Raw genomic sequence first — 19,277 nt, 5'->3', positions numbered from 1 at the left:
ATGGCGAAAAAGATCAGTGGCGCTGAGTATCCGTTGGCTAAAATTTTCAGCTCAGAGTTCGAGTATGTCATCCCTTCCTACCAGCGCCCGTATGCCTGGACAGTAGATCAGGCATCAGAGTTATTCGATGACTTGTATGACTTCTACCGCTCTGAACTGGATGAGGGCTACTTTCTCGGTAGCATCGTACTGATCAAGGAGGAGGGGAAGCCTGCGGCTGAAGTCATTGACGGTCAACAGCGACTGACAACCCTCACTGTTTTGCTTGCCGCATTGGCTGCACGCTCGGCCCCAGACGATAGAGCCTTGCTTAAAAACTACATTGTCGAAGCCGGGAACAAATTTGAGCAGTTAGCCGCAAAACCTCGTCTCACGCTTCGTGAGCGGGATAAAGAGTTTTTTGCGAAGTACGTGCAAACGCTTCAGTTTGATGAGTTGCTGGGTCTCAATACTGAGTCACTTCAGAACGAATCCCGAAAAAACATTCAGGCCAACGCCCGCCTTCTGCTGAGCCGGATAGATCGCTCCTTTGGTGACGATGCGACTTCACTTGAGGGGTTTGTCGGTTTCCTGCTGCAGCGCTGCTTTCTGGTGGCAGTTTCCACGCCCAGCCAGCAGTCCGCATTTCGGGTTTTCTCTGTGATGAACAGTCGTGGTCTTGATTTGCAGCCTACCGATATCATCAAGGCCGACATTATTGGCGCGATTGAATCATCGGAGGAACAGGAGCTCTACAACGAGAAATGGGAAGACATGGAGGTTGAGCTTGGCCGTGCCGGCTTTAATAACTTGTTCGCCTACGTTCGAATGGTTTACGCCCGCGAAAAAGCCAAGAAAGCTCTGTTGGAGGAGTTTCGGCAGCATGTTCTATCCAATGTGTCTTCGCCAAAAGCTTTGGTGGATGATGTATTGGAACCCTATGCGGAAGCCTTATCGATCCTGCGCTCTGCAAGCTATCAGGCCGAGGTGGATGCTCAAAAGATTAATACCTACCTGCGTTGGCTAAACCGAATCGACAACTCTGATTGGGTACCGCCGGCAATGCTTTTCTTGTCCCAACAGAAGAACAGACCTGATTACGTTCTCTGGTTTATGGAAAAACTTGAGCGGCTTGCTGCGTGCCTGCATCTGACGGCAAAGAACGTCAATGAGAGGATTGAACGGTACTCCAAGGTGATCTCGGAGTTGATGGGTGCTCACAGTGCCGATAACCCAGTGCAAGCGGTTTTGCTAACCGAGGACGAAAAGCAGGCAATGAAGAAAGTCCTGGATGGCGGTATCTACACACTGACAGCTCGAAGGAGAAATTACCTGATTCTCCGGTTGGACTCGTTTCTGTCGGATGGGGCAGCCAGTTACGATGCGAGCCTGCTAACCATTGAGCACGTTTTGCCACAAACGGTAAGCGAAGAGAGCCAGTGGGAAACAGATTGGCCAGACGCTCAGGCAAGGGAAGTCTGGGTTCACCGCTTGGCGAATCTCGTCCCTTTGAACAAGCGGCGCAACTCTCAGGCTCAAAATTATGACTTTGACCGCAAGAAAGATGCCTATTTCCGGGGCAGATCAGGCGTTAGCTCTTACACGCTTACGACTCAAGTTCTCAATGAGCAGGAATGGACGCCGGACATTGTAGCGAGAAGGCAAAGTGAGCTGTTAGACCTATTGGTTGAGAAGTGGGATCTGAAAGCATGCTGATCGGAAGCTTTTTTTATTTTAGGGCCACAAGACAGGGAATCGTATGAAAGCGCTCGATTGTCTGCTGACGGCCATTCGCGATGCGGGGGGTTATAACCCGGATATCCAGGTTGCCCCTGCCTGCCTCCTCTGGCCAGACCGTGACCGGCAATGGGAAGCGGTTATTCCAGTCCTTCAGGCGGAACTGCCGGAGCTTCTGGTGCTGGGTGACTATGCCCCCGAAAAACGCACCGGCCCAGCGATCTGGCTGCGCTGCGTGATCGCCGGCTTGGTGGATGATGTGTCCCGGCCAGATGGGACGATCCCCATTCTCTACTTGCCCGGCGTCAGCCGTCAGGATCTGCGGGCGGTGGAAGGTTGCCCGGACTTGCTCAAGCCGCTGGCTGAGTTGCAATACCGTGGCGTGATCTGGTCCCAGGTGAATGCCAAGGACTGGACCATCCTTGCTTATCTCAAGTCGGACCAGGGTGGTCTTGGCCTTGATGTAGCGCAGGACAGCGAAACCCGACACGCCATGCAACTGGCGCTGTACCGACTGCTCGACGAAGACGTGGATTTGCTCAAAGGTAAGCGCCTGGATAAGGACTACTTCAATACCCTGTTAACCGGCGGTGATCCCACCCGGGATCTGCTGCTATGGCTGGACCAGGGCGATGCGTTCCAGGCCGCGAGGGGTGAGAACGAATGGCAGGCTTTCGTGGCGGTATGCACCTCCCAGTTGGCTTTCAACCCACAGCATGAGGGGGTGCTGGCAGGATGTGCCAAGCTTGCGGCCCACGAGGGGCCTTGGCAGGCGGTTTGGCAACGTTTCTGCGAGGCGCCCCACCGCTACCCCCATATCCCGGCCCAAATTCGCAAATGCCAACCGCCGGCCTTTGATCTGTTTGCCGATGAAACCGTAGCGGGCGGCTGGCCTCAGTGGAACCAGGGCCAGGAAGACCACCTGCGCCGTGACTTGCTGGCTCTGGCCCAGGCTCCTGCGCACCAGGCACGGGCCAGAATACTGGAGCTCGAACAGATACACGGCGGCAGGCGATCCTTGGTATGGGCGGAGCTAGGGGAAGCTCCGCTGGCGTGTGCACTGGAACACTTGGCCGCCATGGCCAACTATGCAAAATCGTCTCTGGCGGCGGGCTCTGTGGATGATCTGACAGACGGGTATACCAACGCCGGCTGGAAAGTGGATGACGGCGTAATGCGCGCCTTGGCCCAGGTGGAGAGTACGTCTGACTTTGAGGCTGTCACAACGGCAGTCCGGGCGGTTTACCTTCCGTGGCTGGAAGAATCCGCCCGCTACTTGCAGAAGATCGTTGATGGCGCATCCTACCCGGGTGGCTCCTGCATAACAGCGCCCCCCTTTCCGGCCAGTCCCGGGGATTGTGTGCTGTTTGTCGATGGGCTGCGCTTTGATACGGGCAAGCGGCTGGCAGAGATGCTAGAAGCTTCAGGGCTGGATGTGGACGAGGCGCCCACCTGGGCCGCTTTGCCCAGCGTCACCGCCACTGGCAAGGCGGCGGTGGCGCCAGTCCGGGATAAAATTCGGGGGGACGATGGCAGCGCGGATTTCGAGCCCGCCGTGGCGGCGACCGGCCAGTCCCTCAAGGGTGGCTATCACCTCAAGAAACTGCTGAAGGACGCCGGCTGGACGCTGCTGGATCGAACAGAGGACGGCCAGGGGGAAGGTTTCGCCTGGTGTGAGTTTGGCGACATCGACCATGAAGGTCACGACCGTGGCTGGAAGCTGGCCAAACACTTGGAAAGCCTTTTGAATGAAGTGCAGAACCGCATTACTGAGCTGTTGGCGGCGGGCTGGAAGCGTGTGCGTGTCGTCACCGATCACGGCTGGCTGCTTCTGCCCGGGGGGCTACCCAAAATTGATTTGCCCAGCGTACTGGCTGAGAGCAAATGGGGGCGCTGTGCCGCGCTGAAGGCTGGTGCGGAAACCCAGGAGCGACTCTTCCCCTGGTACTGGAACCCTAGCCACTACTTTGCCCTGGCCGATGGCGTCAGTTGTTTCAAGAAGGGCGAGGATTATGCTCACGGCGGCCTAAGCCTACAAGAGTGCCTGACACTCCAGTTGGTGGTGACTGGCGGCGCCTCCGCCCAAGGGGCTATCGAGTTTACCGACCTGGTGTGGAAGGGGTTGCGCTGTACGGTGGCGGTAGCCGGTGACTATTCAGGGCTCACGCTGGATATCCGTACCCGCGCGGGTGAAGCGGCCAGCAGTGTGGTGGTTGGCTCGAAGCCGCTCAAGGCCAATGGCACCGCTTCCGTGGTTGTCGAAAATGAAGATCTGGAAGGGCAGAAAGCGGTGGTTGTTCTGCTCGACGAAAATGGTTCTCTGGTTGCCCAGACGGGCACCGTGATTGGTGGGGCTCTTTCTTAAGAGGCAAATGTGATGGAATTGGACGAAATCGACAGAAAGGCCGCAACGGCCCTGGATGGCTACCTGGTGCGAAAGGACCTGGTACGAACCTTCAGCCGCCAATTCCCGGTACCCACCTATGTAGTTGAGTTCCTGCTCGGGCGATATTGCGCAAGCACCGACCAGGAAGAGATCAACGAAGGCCTGGAGATCGTGCAGCGGCAGCTCAAGTCTCGCACCGTCAAGGCCGGTGAGGAGGAGCTGTTCAAAGCCCGGGCCAGGGAGAACGGTGAAGTTAAAATCATCGACCTGATTACCGCCCGCCTGGATGCGAAAACAGACTCCTATATCGCGTCCCTCCCCAGCCTCCGCCTGAACGACGTGCGGATCTCACCGTCTTTGGTAAACGAGCATGAGCGGATGCTGACCGGCGGTTTCTATGCCGAGGTAACGCTCAATTACGATGCTGCCATTGCCCAGGAAAGTAATGGTCGCCCCTTCGGTGTCGAAGCCCTGCGGGAGATCCAGCTCTCCAAGCGCGACGTTTTGGATACCCTTGCAGAGGCCCGGAAGGAATTTACGACGCAGGAGTGGAAAGAGCTGCTGCTAAGGTCCACGGGGATTGAGGCCAGCGGCTTGTCGGAGCGGCAAAAGGACGCAATTTTGTTGCGTATGGTGCCCTTTGTTGAGCGTAACTATAACTTGGTGGAGCTCGGCCCCAGGGGTACCGGTAAGAGCCATTTGTTCCAGCAGGTGTCACCCTACGCCCACCTGATTTCCGGTGGGAAAGCCACCGTGGCCAAGATGTTCGTCAACAACGCCAGCGGCCAGCGGGGTTTGGTCTGTCAGTACGACGTGGTCTGCTTCGATGAGGTCTCGGGTATTTCCTTCGACCAGAAGGACGGCGTGAACATCATGAAGGGCTACATGGAGTCGGGTGAGTTCAGCCGTGGCAAGGAAAACATTCGAGCCGATGGCAGCATCGTACTGGTGGGCAACTTTGACGTGGATGTGGAACATCAGCAGCGGATAGGCCACCTGTTCGGCCCCATGCCCCCGGAAATGAAGGATGATACGGCTTTCATGGACCGTATCCACGCCTTCTTGCCAGGCTGGGACGTGCCGAAAATCAGTAAGGAGCTATTAACCGACCATTTCGGCCTGGTCAGCGACTTCCTGTCGGAGTGCTGGAGCCAGTTGCGCAATCAGAGCCGGGTCAGCCTGATTCAGAACCGGGTGTTTTTTGGTGGCGCGCTGTCTGGGCGGGATACCAATGCGGTGAACAAAACGGTCAGCGGCCTGCTCAAGCTGCTTTATCCCGGTGACGATGAGGTCTCGGACGAAGATATCGAATGGGCCGTTCGCATTGCCATGGAAGCCCGGCGTCGGGTGAAGGAACAGCAGAAGCGGATTGGTGCGGCAGAATTCAGGAATACCCATTTCAGCTATGTCATGGGCGCCGACGGTGTCGAGAAGTTTGTTTCCACCCCGGAGCTTCAGAGCGAGAACAGCATTGGTGACGATCCCCTGGAGCCTGGCCAGGTATGGACCATCTCTCCGGGAGGCGGTGAGGAACATCCCGGCCTGTACCGGATTGAGGTGAACGAGGGTCCAGGGTCCGGCGTCAAGGTCCTGAACAAGCCAGTACCGCCCGCGTTCAAGGAGAGCATCGGTTATGCGGAGCAGAACCTGTACGCCCGGTCTGCGCAGTTGGTGGGAGACAAGGATCCGCGCCACCACGAGTTTACGGTTCAGTTGCGAGCATTCGACGCCTCCAAATCGGGTGCCAAGCTCGGCATGGCGTCTCTGGTCGCATTGAGCACGGCGCTACTTAAGAAAAGCGTGCGCGGCGGTTTGATCATTGTGGGTGAGATTAATCTGGGAGGCTCCGTGGAGCCGATCCACAATCCGGTGACGATTGCGGAAATCGCCGTGGAAAAGGGCGCGACTGCACTGCTGATGCCCGTTGCCTGCCGCCGGCAGTTATTTGACCTGTCGGATGACATGGCGACCAAGATTGATATTCAATTTTATTCTGATGGGCGGGACGTGCTCTTAAAAGCAATTGTGGAGTAGGTATCAGAAATAAATCAGTGATGTAGCGCCGGATCCTATAAGATTTCTAAAAGCACTGGTCCAAACTAGATTTTGGGCCAGTGCTTAAATGAATTCAGTGTTTATTCGCGATGCAATTGAGGGCAGCTCAAACATTCTCCACATTGTGATAAACCGCCTGCACATCCTCCAGATCCTCAAGCATATTCAAGAACTTCTCAAACAGCGCCACGTCATCTCCGCTGACCTGGGTATAGGTCTGCGGCACAAACTGGATCTCATCCACATCAAAATCAATCTCGCCAAAGGCTTCGGTCAAGGCCTGTTTGGCCTTGGCGTAGTCCGTATGCGGGGCGAAGACGGTGAGTTTGCCGTCTTCGTTTTCGATGTCTGTGACGTCCACATCCGCTTCCATCAGGGCTTCCAGCACCGCCTCTTCGTCGTCGTGTTTGAAAGCGAGGATCGCGAGGTGGTCGAAGCTATGGCTGACGGAGCCTTCGGTACCGATTTTGGTTTTGGTTTTGGTGAAGGCCTGACGCACATCGCCAAAGGTGCGGTTGGGGTTGTCAGTGAGACATTCGATGATGGCCATGCAGCCGCCGGGGCCGAAGCCTTCGTAGCGGGCGCGGGAGAAGTCTTCACCGGCGCCGCCTTTGGCCTTGTCGATGGCCTTCTCAATGACGTGGGAGGGTACCTGGTCTTTCTTGGCGCGGTCGATCAGGCTGCGCAGGGCCAGGTTACCGTTCGGGTCGACACCGCCAGACTTTGCAGTCACGTAGATCTCGCGGCCATAACGGCTGTAGACCCTGGCCTTCATGTTCGAGGTCTTGGCCATGGATTCTTTGCGGTTCTGGTAGGCTCGGCCCATGGGGAGGTGCTCCGGTATCGATGCTGACAAATTAAGAGGGCGGATTTTACTGGCACCCTCTCGGTAAGAGAAGTTATCCAGCCGAAAGGATTTTCCGTGGCATACCGGTGTGGCCGCCTGATGAGGGCTATGGGCGAAGTGTGTAATCACTTGTAATTGCGCTCAGGGTCCGGTTTGGCGTAATTTACGTGGTTGCTTTTCTTGGGGGATTCCATGCCAGTTGTACGGTTTTGGGGGCCTTTTGTGCAAAAAACGTACTTCGATTCTGGTTGGGGCGATGATAATCAAAACAAAAACGATCTTTTCTCGCGGCCTGTTGCTGCTATCTGTGGGACTGCTGGCTGCCTGTGGCGGGGGCGGCGGGGGCGGCAGCTCCTCTGGCGACCCTTCTGGGCCGGGCACCAATCCACCTCCGCCCACAGCAGAGCCTGTAATCCTGAATGGTCATGCGATCAAGGGCCCTCTCAGTGACGCAGAAGTCAGTGTTTATACCCTGCTCAATAGTGGTGGAAGCCTCAAGGGTGATCTACTTGCCAGTGGCAGTACCGGGGGCACCGGCGCATTTGACGGTGTCAAATTCGAGCTGGACGGTAGTGACTACTTCCTGGTAGAGGTTGCCGCAGACGTCGACACCATCGACATTTCTACCGGGCAGGCTCCGGTGATCAGTACTCTGATTACACTCGCTTCCCGCGAGGCCCTGGAAAGCGCTGAACCCGTCTATGCCACGATCAGCACCACGCTGGTGCTTGAGATGATGCGGCTGCATGGCGCACAGGGCAATTCACAACCGGTTACGGATAGTCTGCAACAGTTCTCTACTACCGTTGCTGCCGCCTTGGGATTCGGGCAGCTGGAAGGCATTGATCTGTTTGCCCAGCAACCTCTGCCTATTTCCGGAATACCGGTTACTCAGGAGGTGCTTGATTACCGCACGGCAATGGAAGCGCAGGTTGCTCTGATCTGGGCCGTCGCACAGGAGCTGGGGCTGCCGGTCACTCAGGTAATCGAATGGATCGCTGCTGATCTGCTCGACGGCCAGTATGACGGAAACAGTCCGCTGCCAGGACAAGAAGCAAAGGACGGAAGCCAGCAGGTGTTCGCAGTAGCGGCGCGACAGGTGGTTGGTGAGTTGCCTGTTCCCGGTACTGGCGCTTTGCGGGGTGAGGACGATTACCTGGCCGGTGAGACTGCACAGATCCTGTTGAATGAAGCCGCGGATATTGCACCTTCGACCAATGTGGATGTGTTGGTGGAAGCTCCCTCTGTAGCTGTTCTGGCCGCATTGGGCCCGGATATGGACAGTGATGGCCGGCCAGATGTGGTGGATGAGGATATTGATGGGGACGGCATCCTGAATGTAGCGGACGCTTTCCCGCGCGACCCGGCAGAGTCGCTCGATAGCGACGACGATGGTGTCGGTGACAATGGCGATGCCTATCCGCTCGATGGCAGCTGCAGTGACGCGGCGCATGGTAATGGCAGCCAGTGTTACCTGACCGCGCTTGCCGATTACGAGGTGACGCAGGGTATTACCGGTGCCGATGACAGTGTACTGCTGGTGGCCCGGGATGACACCGAGCTGACCATGTTCCGCTATGTCCTCGCGTCCGGCGGAATTGAAGAGAAAATCGATCTCGCTGTGGATGGGGTATCCCCCAACGCCGTTCTCGCCCACGAGGATCACGGCAGAACCTATATCGCGTATCCGGATGGGGCTATCCGCTATCTGCATGAAAACTCGCTGCAGTTACTGGCCAGGCTTGGCTTTCCCGCGGTCAATCTCGCGGCGGCCGGCGACTACCTTTTTGTTACAGGTGAAGATGGCAAAGGTAAAACACACCTGACGCTGTCCAAGTCCGGGCAGCTGATGCACCGGATGGATTACCAGTCTGAAATTCTCGCTTCTGCCTGGTCGGATTCACAGGATCGGTTGTATTTCCGTTATGGCTATTCTACGCCCTATCGCCTGGCCTATTACGCAATCAACTCGAGTTCGGGGCATTTCGATAGTGCCTTTGTTTATTCCTACGATTGGGAGTATTTCCCTGACGGCCCATTGCTCGTGCTCGACAACGTCAATCAGGTTGTTTCCGGCTCGGGCGTGCAATATGACATGTTCAGTCACAAGCGTTCCGATCGGATGGTGAACGCCTTTGCCAGCGGAGTGTATAACGGCAGTGATCTGGTGACGGTGGCTACCAATGGGCAGGGCGCCACTACGGTGAGTGCGTATACATCGCACAGCGCGCTCTACCAGACGCAAACGTTTAATGGCGCTGCCAATACACTGTTGGATCGGGGTACGGATTACTTTCTTGTTACTCGCGAAGCGTCTGGCAACTACCTCTTCCATACCTTTACTACCGATCGTGATGAAGATGGCGATGGAGTGGAGAATCTCGCAGACCATTTCCCGCTGGACCCTGCCGCCTCACTGGACTCGGACGGTGACGGCTGGCCGGATAGCTGGAACACTGGCTACAGTGGATCCGACTCGACGAGCGGGCTGTCTCTGGATGCCTATCCGCAAGATTCGGCGTGCCAGGAAGCGTCCCAGGGCAGTGGTTCCATTTGCGATGTTGCCAGTGCTCTGGTTATCGGTGAGATAGAGCAATCAGTCTTACACGAGAATATCGTTTACGCATTTTCTGCCGATGACCAGTCAATTTACCGTTGGGATGTGAGTACTGATGCACTCCTGAATCCGATCCCACTTTCCCGTGTGCTGGGTGGTGTGCGCGCTATATCTGCAGTGGTGACGGATGCGGGCGATATCCTGATTGCCGATATCGAGGGCGGGGTTCACCGGGTTGTCAGCGTGTTACCCCTGTCGACAGAACGCGTATTCCGCGCAAGTGGAACGGTCCTTGGGCTGATTAGTGCCGGTCCGCATCTTCTGGTGACGGAATCCACCCCCTATGGGGACCGCAAGTTCAATGTGCTTGATTCAATGTTTGACAAGCTCGGTGATTTCTCGCTCTATGGCGAGGCAGTCGAGCCTGAATATCATCATGAAAGCGGCCGTATATTCTGGAACCGATACAGTCTAGGCGGCCAATTAAATAGCGGAATTATTGATCCGCAAGGCGGGTATCTCAGAGGTACCCAAAGCGCGCGTTTTGACAGCCCAGGCTTACCTGCATTTGTTGCAGTATCTCCGGATGAATCCCGTATTCTCGCAGGCGGCAACACGGTGGTACGTGATTTGTATGGCTTGCCTTACGTGCAGCAGTTACCCGTTTCCGAATCCTGGCCAGCGCTGAGTAGCGCGTTTTATCCCGTAGAGGGGTTCTGGTGGCAGGACCTGGCTGTGATTCTGTTTCAGAACGAGGGCGACCTGTGGTTGGTGGCATACGATGCTGACTTGAAAGCACCCTTGCTTACCCTGGAATTAGGAGAAGTGGATGCCCGGCAGGTCCAGCAATACGACGAAGGTCTTGTCTACCTGCAAGAGGACGCTACCCGCGGAATGGTATTCGAAAAAATACCACTTTTGGGCGATGCGGATGAGGACGGGCTTCCCTACTGGTGGGAGCTTCAATATGGCTTGAGTGATGAGGATGCCTCAGATGCTGCGCTGGACCCGGATGACGATGGCCTGGTGAATCTGGATGAGTTCGCTGCGTCTACCTCCGCAACGGAAGCCGATTCTGATGCGGATGGCCTGAGTGATGGCGATGAAGTGCTTGTTGTCGGTAGTGATCCGAATGCGCAGGACTCGGATGGCGACCTCATGTCCGATGCATGGGAGCTGGCTGCCGGTTTGGATCCGACCAGTGCCGACGATATGGAAGGCGATCTGGATGGGGATGGCGTTGCCAACTATATCGAGTACATCAACGGGACTGATGCAGCGGACATCAATTCGTTACCTGAAGTCGTAGAAGATGCGTACTTCTCGTTCGAGGATGGCACTGTACCGCCGGAGTTGGCGGTGGCCTCGGCGCCGGGCAGCATGTCCGTGGTGCAAGGTACGGCGAGTCATGGTGACTACGCGCTTTCCTTTGGTGGCGATGCCTCCATCACCTGGCAGCGAACCTTTGCTCCGGTGGAGGTCCGTTTCGATATGGTCTCTGATTGCTACAACTACTACGACAAAAATGTGTCTATCCGGGTGGATGGTGAGCAGGTCTTTAGTGGTTACCCTCCGCAGTCAATCTGGCAGACCCAGAAACTGTCGTTGGCAGCCGGCAACAGAGAGCTGACAATTTCCATCACCAGTAGCAGTGATGACTGTTCGGTGTATCTGGATAATTTCGTTGTGGCACCGCTGGACAACGTATTTGAAATGGGGGCGAGCTTTGTCGCGTCCAATGACAACAAAATTCAGTTCTACGATTACGACGCCACACTTCTGAAGGAGGTGGAGGTTGCTGGTCAGGGTGCTTACATCGAAGAGGCGCGGGATATCGCGGTTCTCGCTGATGGCCGTGTGGCCGTCTTCAATGGCACCTTCGAACCGAAGCTCAGTATTTATTCGCCCAGGGATCACGAGTGGGAGCATTACACCGCACCGGGATGGTCCACCATCAACAACGGTACCTACGGAGGGATCGATGCGATCGGAGAACGGGTATTCGTCACCAATATGGCGACCTCGGGAAGCCCCAATCAGGGCATTGTTGAGTTTGACCTGGGTGACGGCTCGTTCAATTTTGTCAGTGGCAATGGTTATATCGACCTGACCGTTGGCGAAGACGGATATCTTTATGGTTTTACCGGGCGAGTCATCGATAAGTTCGACCCGGACACCATGACGTTAGTATCGGAGCTCACGGTGGATGAGGGCCGTTCTATTGCCGTCAATAGCGCTGGCGAGCTGTTTATTGCGGACTGGAGCGGGGATGTCCACAAGTACGACTCCTTCGGAAATCATCAGGCTGAGCTGGAGGTGGGCGGTAGCTTCTATGACATCTCCCTGCGGAGCAACGGTGATCTGCTGTTGTCTTCCCGCTTCGAGAATGTGGTACTGGTGAATGGAGATCTCATCGGGTTCTCCCGCCTGTCGGTCTTTGCCGAGTTTGTCGATTTCACCCCGCACCTGGATAGCGATAGCGATGGCCTGCCGGATTGGTGGGAGGCCGCCAATGGGCTTGATGCCAACAACCCCGCGGATGCGTCATCGGACTATGATCTGGACAATCTGACCGCCCTGGAGGAGTTCTCCCTGGGCACCCGTGCGGACAAGACAGACACAGATGGAGATACCGTCAGCGATGGGGATGAAGTACTGGTGCATGGCACGGATCCGTTGCACCCGGATTCCGATGGGGATGGTTTGACCGACGACAAAGAGCTGGCCGCCGGTACCGACCCTAATCTCACGGATTCCGATGGTGATGGTGTTGGCGACCAGGAGGAGTTGGAGGTTCATGGTTCTGATCCCCTGGCCAGTGATTCCGACCAGGACGGCATGGGCGACCTTTACGAGGTTACCCACGGTCTGAATGTGCTGGTAAATGACGCCGCTGATGATGCCGATGACGATGGGCTGACCAACCTCGAGGAATCCGTACTCGGAACCTCACCGATCCTGGCGGATACCGATGGTGATGGCCTGACGGATTACGATGAATACGTCGTGCATGCTTCGTCACCGCTGCTGAAAGACACCGATGGCGACATCATGCCGGACAGTTGGGAGGTCGAGTTTGCGCTGGATCCGAACGCGCCGGAAGACGCGGCGGGAGATCTCGATTCGGATACCTTTACCAATCTCGAGGAGTATGTCGCGCATACGTCACCGACGGATGAGCTGGACTTCCCGATGCCGGTGGTCTGGGGGAGCGCCCAGGGGGGAGCAGATCATACCGGCTATACACCGTGGGATCTGGACGAGGCTGATTTCACCTTGCGCTGGAGCAAGAGCTTTCCGGATGTTTCCAGGCTTCACTCCGTGGCCGCGGGCGATGGTCGGGTTTTTGTCTCCAGTGACAGCTACTTCAGTAATCAACGGATATACGGACTGAATGCGGAAACCGGTGAAATACGCTGGGAAAAAGCCTACGACGATATCAACAGCCTGAATCCCCCGGCGTATGCTGATGGCCGCGTGTACGTTCAGAGCGGGGGCCACGGGGATTCCTTTATCCGTGGTCTAGATGCCGAGACCGGGGCTTTACACTTTGCTACCGCGTACAGAAATCAGTGGTCCAGCTACCTGGCTCCCACACCTTTCGCGGGGCAGCTGTACATCGCGGGTGGGTATTACGGGGGCATGTATTCCCACAATGCAGCAACCGGCAGCGAAAACTGGTTTGCCAATACGGCGCAATATGACGGCTTTACTCCCGCGGTGGATGATCAGTATGTGTATGCGTTCATCACGGATTTTGCCGCCTACGACCGGCTGACCGGTGAGCTCGCCTATCGCATTGATTTCCCCAGCTTCGATTGGGGTGGCTATGACGTGGGGATGGCGACGGTGCTGACCGGGATTGGAAACTCGGTAGCAATCCAGCGCGGTACTCTGGTGGTGTTTGATCTGGAGCAGAGAGCCATTCTGTGGGAGCGTTCGGGGAACTATACCGGGCAGCCCTCATCACATCTGGGCCAGATCTTTGCCATTGAATCCGGAATACTGAAGGTCATTGACGAGTCGACGGGCACGGTCTTGTGGAATTACGAGGCAAGCGAATCCCTGACGTCAAATATCGTGGTTACCCGTACGCACGTGTTTGTGGGGGGCGCCACCACAACCTACGCCATTGATCTGCAGAACCGGGACGCCGTGTGGTCCTACGCGGCCTCCGGTGCACTCAGTCTCAGCGACGAGGGGGTATTGTATGTCTCCGGCTCGGCATTGACCGCCATCGACTTGTTGGCAGACTGAATAAATATCACAGCAAAGACCGGCCAATTGGCCGGTCTTTTTGTTAGGCCTCATTTTTGCCACTGCTCACAAACTGCACTATTGTCAAACAAGTGTAAAAAACCCGCAGTGGATCCATGTCCCGCTCATCCGACCCGTCTTTCCGCGTTACTCCAGGTGGTGCTAAGCCCGCGCCCGCGCCTGCAAAGCGCGCTGGCAAGATTCGAGAGCGCAACCGCGAGCTGATCCTGGCGGCAGCGGAGGAAGAGTTTGCGCGCCACGGTTTTCGCGGCGCCACGATCCAGCGGATCGCGGAGCGTGCGGCGCTTCCCAAGTCCAATGTGCTCTACTATTTCAGCAACAAGCAGCGTCTGTATATCGCACTGTTCGAGTCGATCATCGAGCGCTGGAATGCGATGCTCGCGTCTATCAGACCAGAAGATGACCCCGCCATGACACTGGCGCGTTTTATTCGCGTCAAGGTGGAAATGTCCCGCACCCACCCACAGGCGTCGCGCCTGTTTGCTCTGGAGGTCATCAAAGGGGCGCCGATACTTAAGGAGCATATCTGCTCGGGGCTGCGGGACTGGGTGCGCGACCGCGCCGGGGTGATTCAGCAATGGGTCGACGATGGGCAGATGGCGCCCGTTGACCCGGTGCAGTTGATCCTGCTGATCTGGTCTTCCACGCAATACTATGCAGACTTCCAGACGCAGATTCTGGTGATCGAGGCCAAGGCCGAGTATACCCAGGAAGACTTTGACCATGCGGCAAGGTTCCTGATCGAGGTGATACTGCGAGGCTGCGGTCTCGACGTACCGCCGTTTGAATCGGTACCCCAGGATGGGCTCAATCAGGAGCCGGAGCCAGAACAGGAATGACAGACCGGAACAGACAGTCGGTCAGCGACGCCGTTGAGCACAGAGCCTGCTCTGAGGAATAGCGAACGATACTGACATCATCATTCACTGAAACGCCGGGCACCGGGGCGTTTCCAGAACCGGCCGAACCACTCGGCAAAGAGCGCTGTGAATTTAGAGAGCAACGGTTTTCTCGACCGCCTTTTCAGGCTGCGTGAGCACAAGACGTCGGTAAAGACCGAGCTGGTCGCGGGTGTCACCACCTTCGTTACCATGGCTTACGTGATATTCGTGAACCCCAATATCATGGCGGAGGCCGGTGTGGATCACGGGGCTGCGTTTGTCGCGACCTGTATCGGCGCCGCCCTGGCCTGTTTTCTGATGGGTTTTTACGCCAACTGGCCGGTGGGGCTGGCGCCGGGGATGGGGCTCAATGCCTTTTTTACCTATACCGTGGTCGGCGAGATGGGGTACAGCTGGCAGATTGCGCTGGGCGCGGTATTTATTTCCGGTGTGCTCTTTATGATCATGAGCCTGTCGCGAATCCGCGAGTGGCTGCTCAACAGTATCCCCATGAGCCTGCGCTTCGCTATGGGGGCCGGCGTAGGTCTGTTTCTGGGGCTGATTGGCCTCAAGACCGCGGGAATCGTTGTGGATAACCCGGCGACACTACTGTCAATGGGCAGCTTCAAGGAGCCCTCGGTACTGCTCGCCGCGCTCTGCTTTCTGCTGATAGCGATCCTCAGTTACCGCCGGATGTTTGGTGCGATCCTGTTCAGTATGCTGGGGGTGACAGCCATTGGCTGGGCCTTCGGACTGGTCGAATACCAGGGACTGGTGTCTGCACCGCCGAGCCTGGCGCCGACCTGGCTGGCGATGGATGTCAGTGGTGCTTTCAATGTGGGAATGATCAGTGTCATTCTCGCCTTTCTGTTTGTGAACATGTTCGACACCGCAGGCACTCTGATGGGGGTGGCCCATCGCGCGCACCTGGTGGACGAACACGGGCAGATCAAAAACCTGCCGCGCGCACTGAAGGCGGATTCCACCTCCAGTGTCATGGGCGCTTTTGTCGGTTGCCCGCCGGTCACCAGTTACGTGGAGAGCGCTTCCGGGGTTGCCGCGGGCGGTCGCACCGGTCTTACTGCGGTAACCGTCGGGCTGCTGTTTCTGCTGGCGGTGTTTTTTGCTCCCCTCGCAGGCATGATTCCCGCTTATGCCACCGCCGGAGCGCTGATATACGTAGCCATGCTGATGATGGGCGGCCTCGCCCATATCAATTGGGATGACCATTCCGATAGCATTCCCGCCATCGTCACCGCGGTCATGATGCCGCTTACCTTTTCCATCGCCAATGGAATCGCTCTGGGCTTTGTGACCTACACCGCGATGAAGCTTTTCACCGGCCAGCACGAGAAGATCTCGGTCAGTCTGTATGTGCTGAGCGCCATTTTTATCGCCAAGTTCGCGTTTCTGTAACTTGGCGTGCGCACGTATCGGAACCGTTTTTGCATCATTGCCGGTGAAGAGGAATTGGCTGCCCGCTGCCGGTACCGCATTCTCCTCACCGGTCATTGTGCACCTTGCACTACACTCTCCACGAGGGTCCGGCGAGCGCGTTATCGGATAAATGCCCCTGTTGATTGCAAGTTGCCGGGTAGGCCATGGATGAAACGATAATTAGATAACAAGCTTGAGGCCCGCATCGATGAACAGACTCCCCCCGTTATCGACTCTAAAATGTCCACAAGACTTTACCACCTGGCTGCGTGCGCTATCGGATCTAGCTATTGCCTCGGTGCACCCTGACAGTTTGATTCCCGCTCATTTACCGGAACCACCCTCGGGCCGCACCGTTGTGATAGGGGCGGGTAAGGCCGCCGCAGCTATGGCCGCGGCTCTGGAAAAGGCCTGGTCCGGTAAATACCCGGGTGCGGAAATCGAGGGGCTGGTGGTTACCCGTTACGGGCACGGAGCCCACTGCCAATCCATTGAGGTGCTCGAAGCCTCCCACCCGATGCCCGACAATATGGGAGAGGTGGCAGCCAGGCGGATGTTGGCTGCGGTCAGCGACCTCGGTGAGGACGATCTCGTGATCGCGCTGATCTCTGGGGGGGGATCGGCGCTGATGACACTGCCGGCAGCGGGCCTCAAGCTCGAACAGAAACAGGCGGTTAACAGGGCGCTGTTGCGCAGCGGGGCGCCTATCCGGGAAATCAACACCGTGCGGCGCCACCTGTCTGCCATTAAAGGTGGGCGTCTTGCCGCCGCGGCGCATCCGGCACCGGTGGTGACCTATCTGATTTCCGATGTTCCCGGAGATGAGCCCACCCTGATTGCCTCCGGCCCCACCCTGCCCGATAACTCCACGCCAAAAGACGCCCTGGAAATTCTGCAGCGCTACGATATCGAGACCGACGACAGCCTGCGCAGGCACCTGCAGAACGACGGTAATGCACCAAAACCCGACGATGCCACTTTCGCGCGGGATACCGCGGTGTTGCTTGCAAAGGCCAGCGATGCCCTGGAAGCAGCCCGCAGTGCTGCGGTTGTCGCCGGTGTTGAGGTGCGTGTGCTAGGTGACAACCTCGAGGGAGAGGCGAGAACACTGGGCCAGGAGCACGGCCAATTGGCTCTGGCCGCGCAAGCTGACAGCACCGTGCCGCTGCTGATTCTCTCTGGCGGTGAAACCAGTGTCACGGTCATCGGCAATGGCCGCGGCGGGCGCAACGTGGAATATCTGTTAGGGTTGTTTGCCAGCCTCGCCGGTGCCGAGGGTATCTATGGCCTGGCGGTGGACACCGATGGTATAGACGGTTCCGAGGACAACGCCGGTGCTTTTTTTGCTCCCGGTGACTGGGCGCGTATGCAGCGGCAGGGGTTGGACCCCACTGTTTACCTGGCCAACAACGATGCTTACAGCTTTTTTGCCGAGCTGGAAAATTTGATTGTCACCGGCCCCACGCGCACCAACGTCAATGATTTCCGCGCGATCCTGATTTTGCCGCCAACGAAATAACTGGGGCGATGCTATGAAAGTTGCCGATAAGGTGATGGTCCACCCGGTAGCGGCACCGTCCGGTGCTTTGATAAGTAGCGATAAATGTAAGAGGTCCTGATGAGCCAGAAACCCGCCAACCAGCGCACCGCCAACCCCGTCCGCCGCACCAAGATTGTCGCCACCCTGGGCCCGGCCAGTGACAAGCCCGGCGTGCTAGAGAAAATGCTCAAGGCCGGTGTGGACGTAGTGCGACTGAATTTTTCCCACGGCACCGCCGACGACCACCGTCGCCGACTGCAGCAGGTGCGGGAAATCGCCGATCGTCTCGGCAAAACCGTCGCCGCGCTCGGCGATCTACAGGGCCCGAAAATCCGTATCGCGCGCTTTCGCGATAACGCCATCAATCTGCAGGAGGGGCAGCTGTTTGTACTGGATATGGCCCTGGACGCCAACGAGGGCGACGAAAAGCGGGTGGGATGTGACTACAAGGATCTGATTCGGGATGTCTCTGCCGGGGATGTGCTGCTGCTGGATGACGGCCGTGTGGTGCTGGAGGTCAATCGTGTCAGTGACCGCGAGGTACACACCACCGTGGTGGTAGGGGGCAAACTGTCCAATAACAAAGGCATCAACAAACAGGGGGGCGGCCTCTCCGCTGCGGCCCTGACCGACAAAGACAAGGCCGACCTGAAAACCGCCATCGATATCGGTGTGGATTATCTCGCTGTTTCCTTCCCGCGCACTGCCGCAGATATGCAGGAAGCGCGCGCGTTACTCGGTGAGGCGGGTAAACATATCGGCCTGGTGGCCAAGGTGGAACGGGCGGAAGCCGTGGCGGATGAGGAAACCCTCGACGATATCATTCGCGCCTCGGAAGCGGTAATGGTGGCCCGGGGCGATCTGGGGGTGGAGATTGGCGATGCCGCGCTGATCGGCGTGCAGAAACGCATGATTCTACGCGCCCGTCAGCTGAATCGCGCGGTGATCACCGCCACCCAGATGCTGGAAACCATGATTACCGCACCGCTACCCACCCGCGCAGAAGTGTTCGACGTGGCGAATGCGGTGCTCGACGGGACCGACGCGGTCATGCTGTCTGCGGAAACTGCCGCCGGCGACTACCCGGTGGAGGCGGTAGAGGCCATGACCCGCCTGTGCCTCGGCGCGGAACGGGAGCGCTCGGCGCAAGAGTCCGGGCACCGTATGCACCAGGACTTCAATCGCATCGACGAAACCATCTCCCTGTCTGCCATGTATGCCGCCAACCATCTGGCCGGCGTAACCGCCATCGCCTGTATGACCCAGACCGGCTATACCCCGTTGATCGCCTCGCGCATCCGCTCCGGCCTGCCCATCGTCGGTCTCGCCCACGACCCAGTGGCCCAGCGCCGTATGGCACTGTATCGTGGCGTCATCTCGGTGCTGTTTGTGCCGGGAGAGAAGGAAGGGGATCGGGAATTGAACCAGCGGGCCCTGGATACACTCAAAGCCAGAGAAATCGTAAAGCCGGGCGACCAGGTCATACTGATTCGCGGGGATCTCATGCAGTCCCACGGTGGCACCAATACCCTGAAGATACTGGAGGTCGACTAGTCTCGGTAATTGCAGCGCCTGGCCGC

9 protein-coding genes are annotated in these 19,277 nt (G+C 57.3%); 8 read left to right on the top strand and 1 reads right to left on the bottom strand.

Going from position 1 to position 19,277, the window contains the following annotated elements:
• From AU11_RS09625 to brxL, 3 genes are read left to right on the top strand one after another with little or no spacing between them, the layout of a single operon-like run.
• Positions 1–1,695 carry a DUF262 domain-containing protein gene (locus AU11_RS09625; RefSeq protein WP_043319014.1) on the top strand — a complete coding sequence of 565 codons (1,695 nt, stop codon included), beginning with the start codon at positions 1–3 and terminating at the stop codon, positions 1,693–1,695.
• 43 nt (positions 1,696–1,738) lie between these two features.
• Positions 1,739–4,081 (top strand): BREX-1 system phosphatase PglZ type B, encoded by a 2,343-nt coding sequence (gene pglZ, locus AU11_RS09620; RefSeq protein WP_043319012.1) that lies wholly within the window; start codon positions 1,739–1,741, stop codon positions 4,079–4,081.
• A gap of 12 nt (positions 4,082–4,093) precedes the next feature.
• The gene (gene brxL, locus AU11_RS09615) at positions 4,094–6,136 is read left to right on the top strand and encodes a BREX system Lon protease-like protein BrxL (RefSeq protein WP_043319010.1); all 2,043 of its coding nucleotides are present in this window, start codon (positions 4,094–4,096) and stop codon (positions 6,134–6,136) included.
• A gap of 127 nt (positions 6,137–6,263) precedes the next feature.
• On the opposite strand, the gene AU11_RS09610 is transcribed toward brxL, so the two are convergent.
• A complete protein-coding gene (locus AU11_RS09610; RefSeq protein ID WP_043319008.1) occupies positions 6,264–6,983 on the bottom strand; it encodes a YebC/PmpR family DNA-binding transcriptional regulator in 720 nt (239 codons plus the stop codon).
• A 277-nt stretch (positions 6,984–7,260) separates the two neighbouring features.
• Here AU11_RS09610 and AU11_RS09605 point away from each other — a divergent pair, with 277 nt between their 5' ends.
• From AU11_RS09605 to pyk, 5 genes are all read left to right on the top strand, one after another.
• A complete protein-coding gene (locus tag AU11_RS09605) occupies positions 7,261–13,818 on the top strand; it encodes a PQQ-binding-like beta-propeller repeat protein (RefSeq protein ID WP_043319006.1) in 6,558 nt (2,185 codons plus the stop codon).
• Between the two features lie 116 nt (positions 13,819–13,934).
• The gene (locus AU11_RS09600) at positions 13,935–14,678 is read left to right on the top strand and encodes a TetR/AcrR family transcriptional regulator (RefSeq protein WP_051687139.1); all 744 of its coding nucleotides are present in this window, start codon (positions 13,935–13,937) and stop codon (positions 14,676–14,678) included.
• A gap of 147 nt (positions 14,679–14,825) precedes the next feature.
• On the top strand, positions 14,826–16,136 hold the full coding sequence (locus AU11_RS09595) for an NCS2 family permease (RefSeq protein WP_043319004.1): 1,311 nt from the start codon (positions 14,826–14,828) through the stop codon (positions 16,134–16,136).
• 229 nt (positions 16,137–16,365) lie between these two features.
• Positions 16,366–17,676: a glycerate kinase gene (locus AU11_RS09590; protein WP_043319002.1), complete on the top strand. Its 1,311-nt coding sequence runs from the start codon at positions 16,366–16,368 to the stop codon at positions 17,674–17,676.
• Between the two features lie 99 nt (positions 17,677–17,775).
• Positions 17,776–19,251 carry a pyruvate kinase gene (gene pyk, locus AU11_RS09585; RefSeq protein WP_043319000.1) on the top strand — a complete coding sequence of 492 codons (1,476 nt, stop codon included), beginning with the start codon at positions 17,776–17,778 and terminating at the stop codon, positions 19,249–19,251.
• Positions 19,252–19,277 lie beyond the last annotated feature (26 nt).

Source organism: Microbulbifer sp. HZ11, from assembly GCF_000708675.1.
GTDB lineage: Bacteria > Pseudomonadota > Gammaproteobacteria > Pseudomonadales > Cellvibrionaceae > Microbulbifer.
Note: the sequence above shows the minus strand (reverse complement) of the source record. Positions and strands in the feature narration are given on the sequence as shown.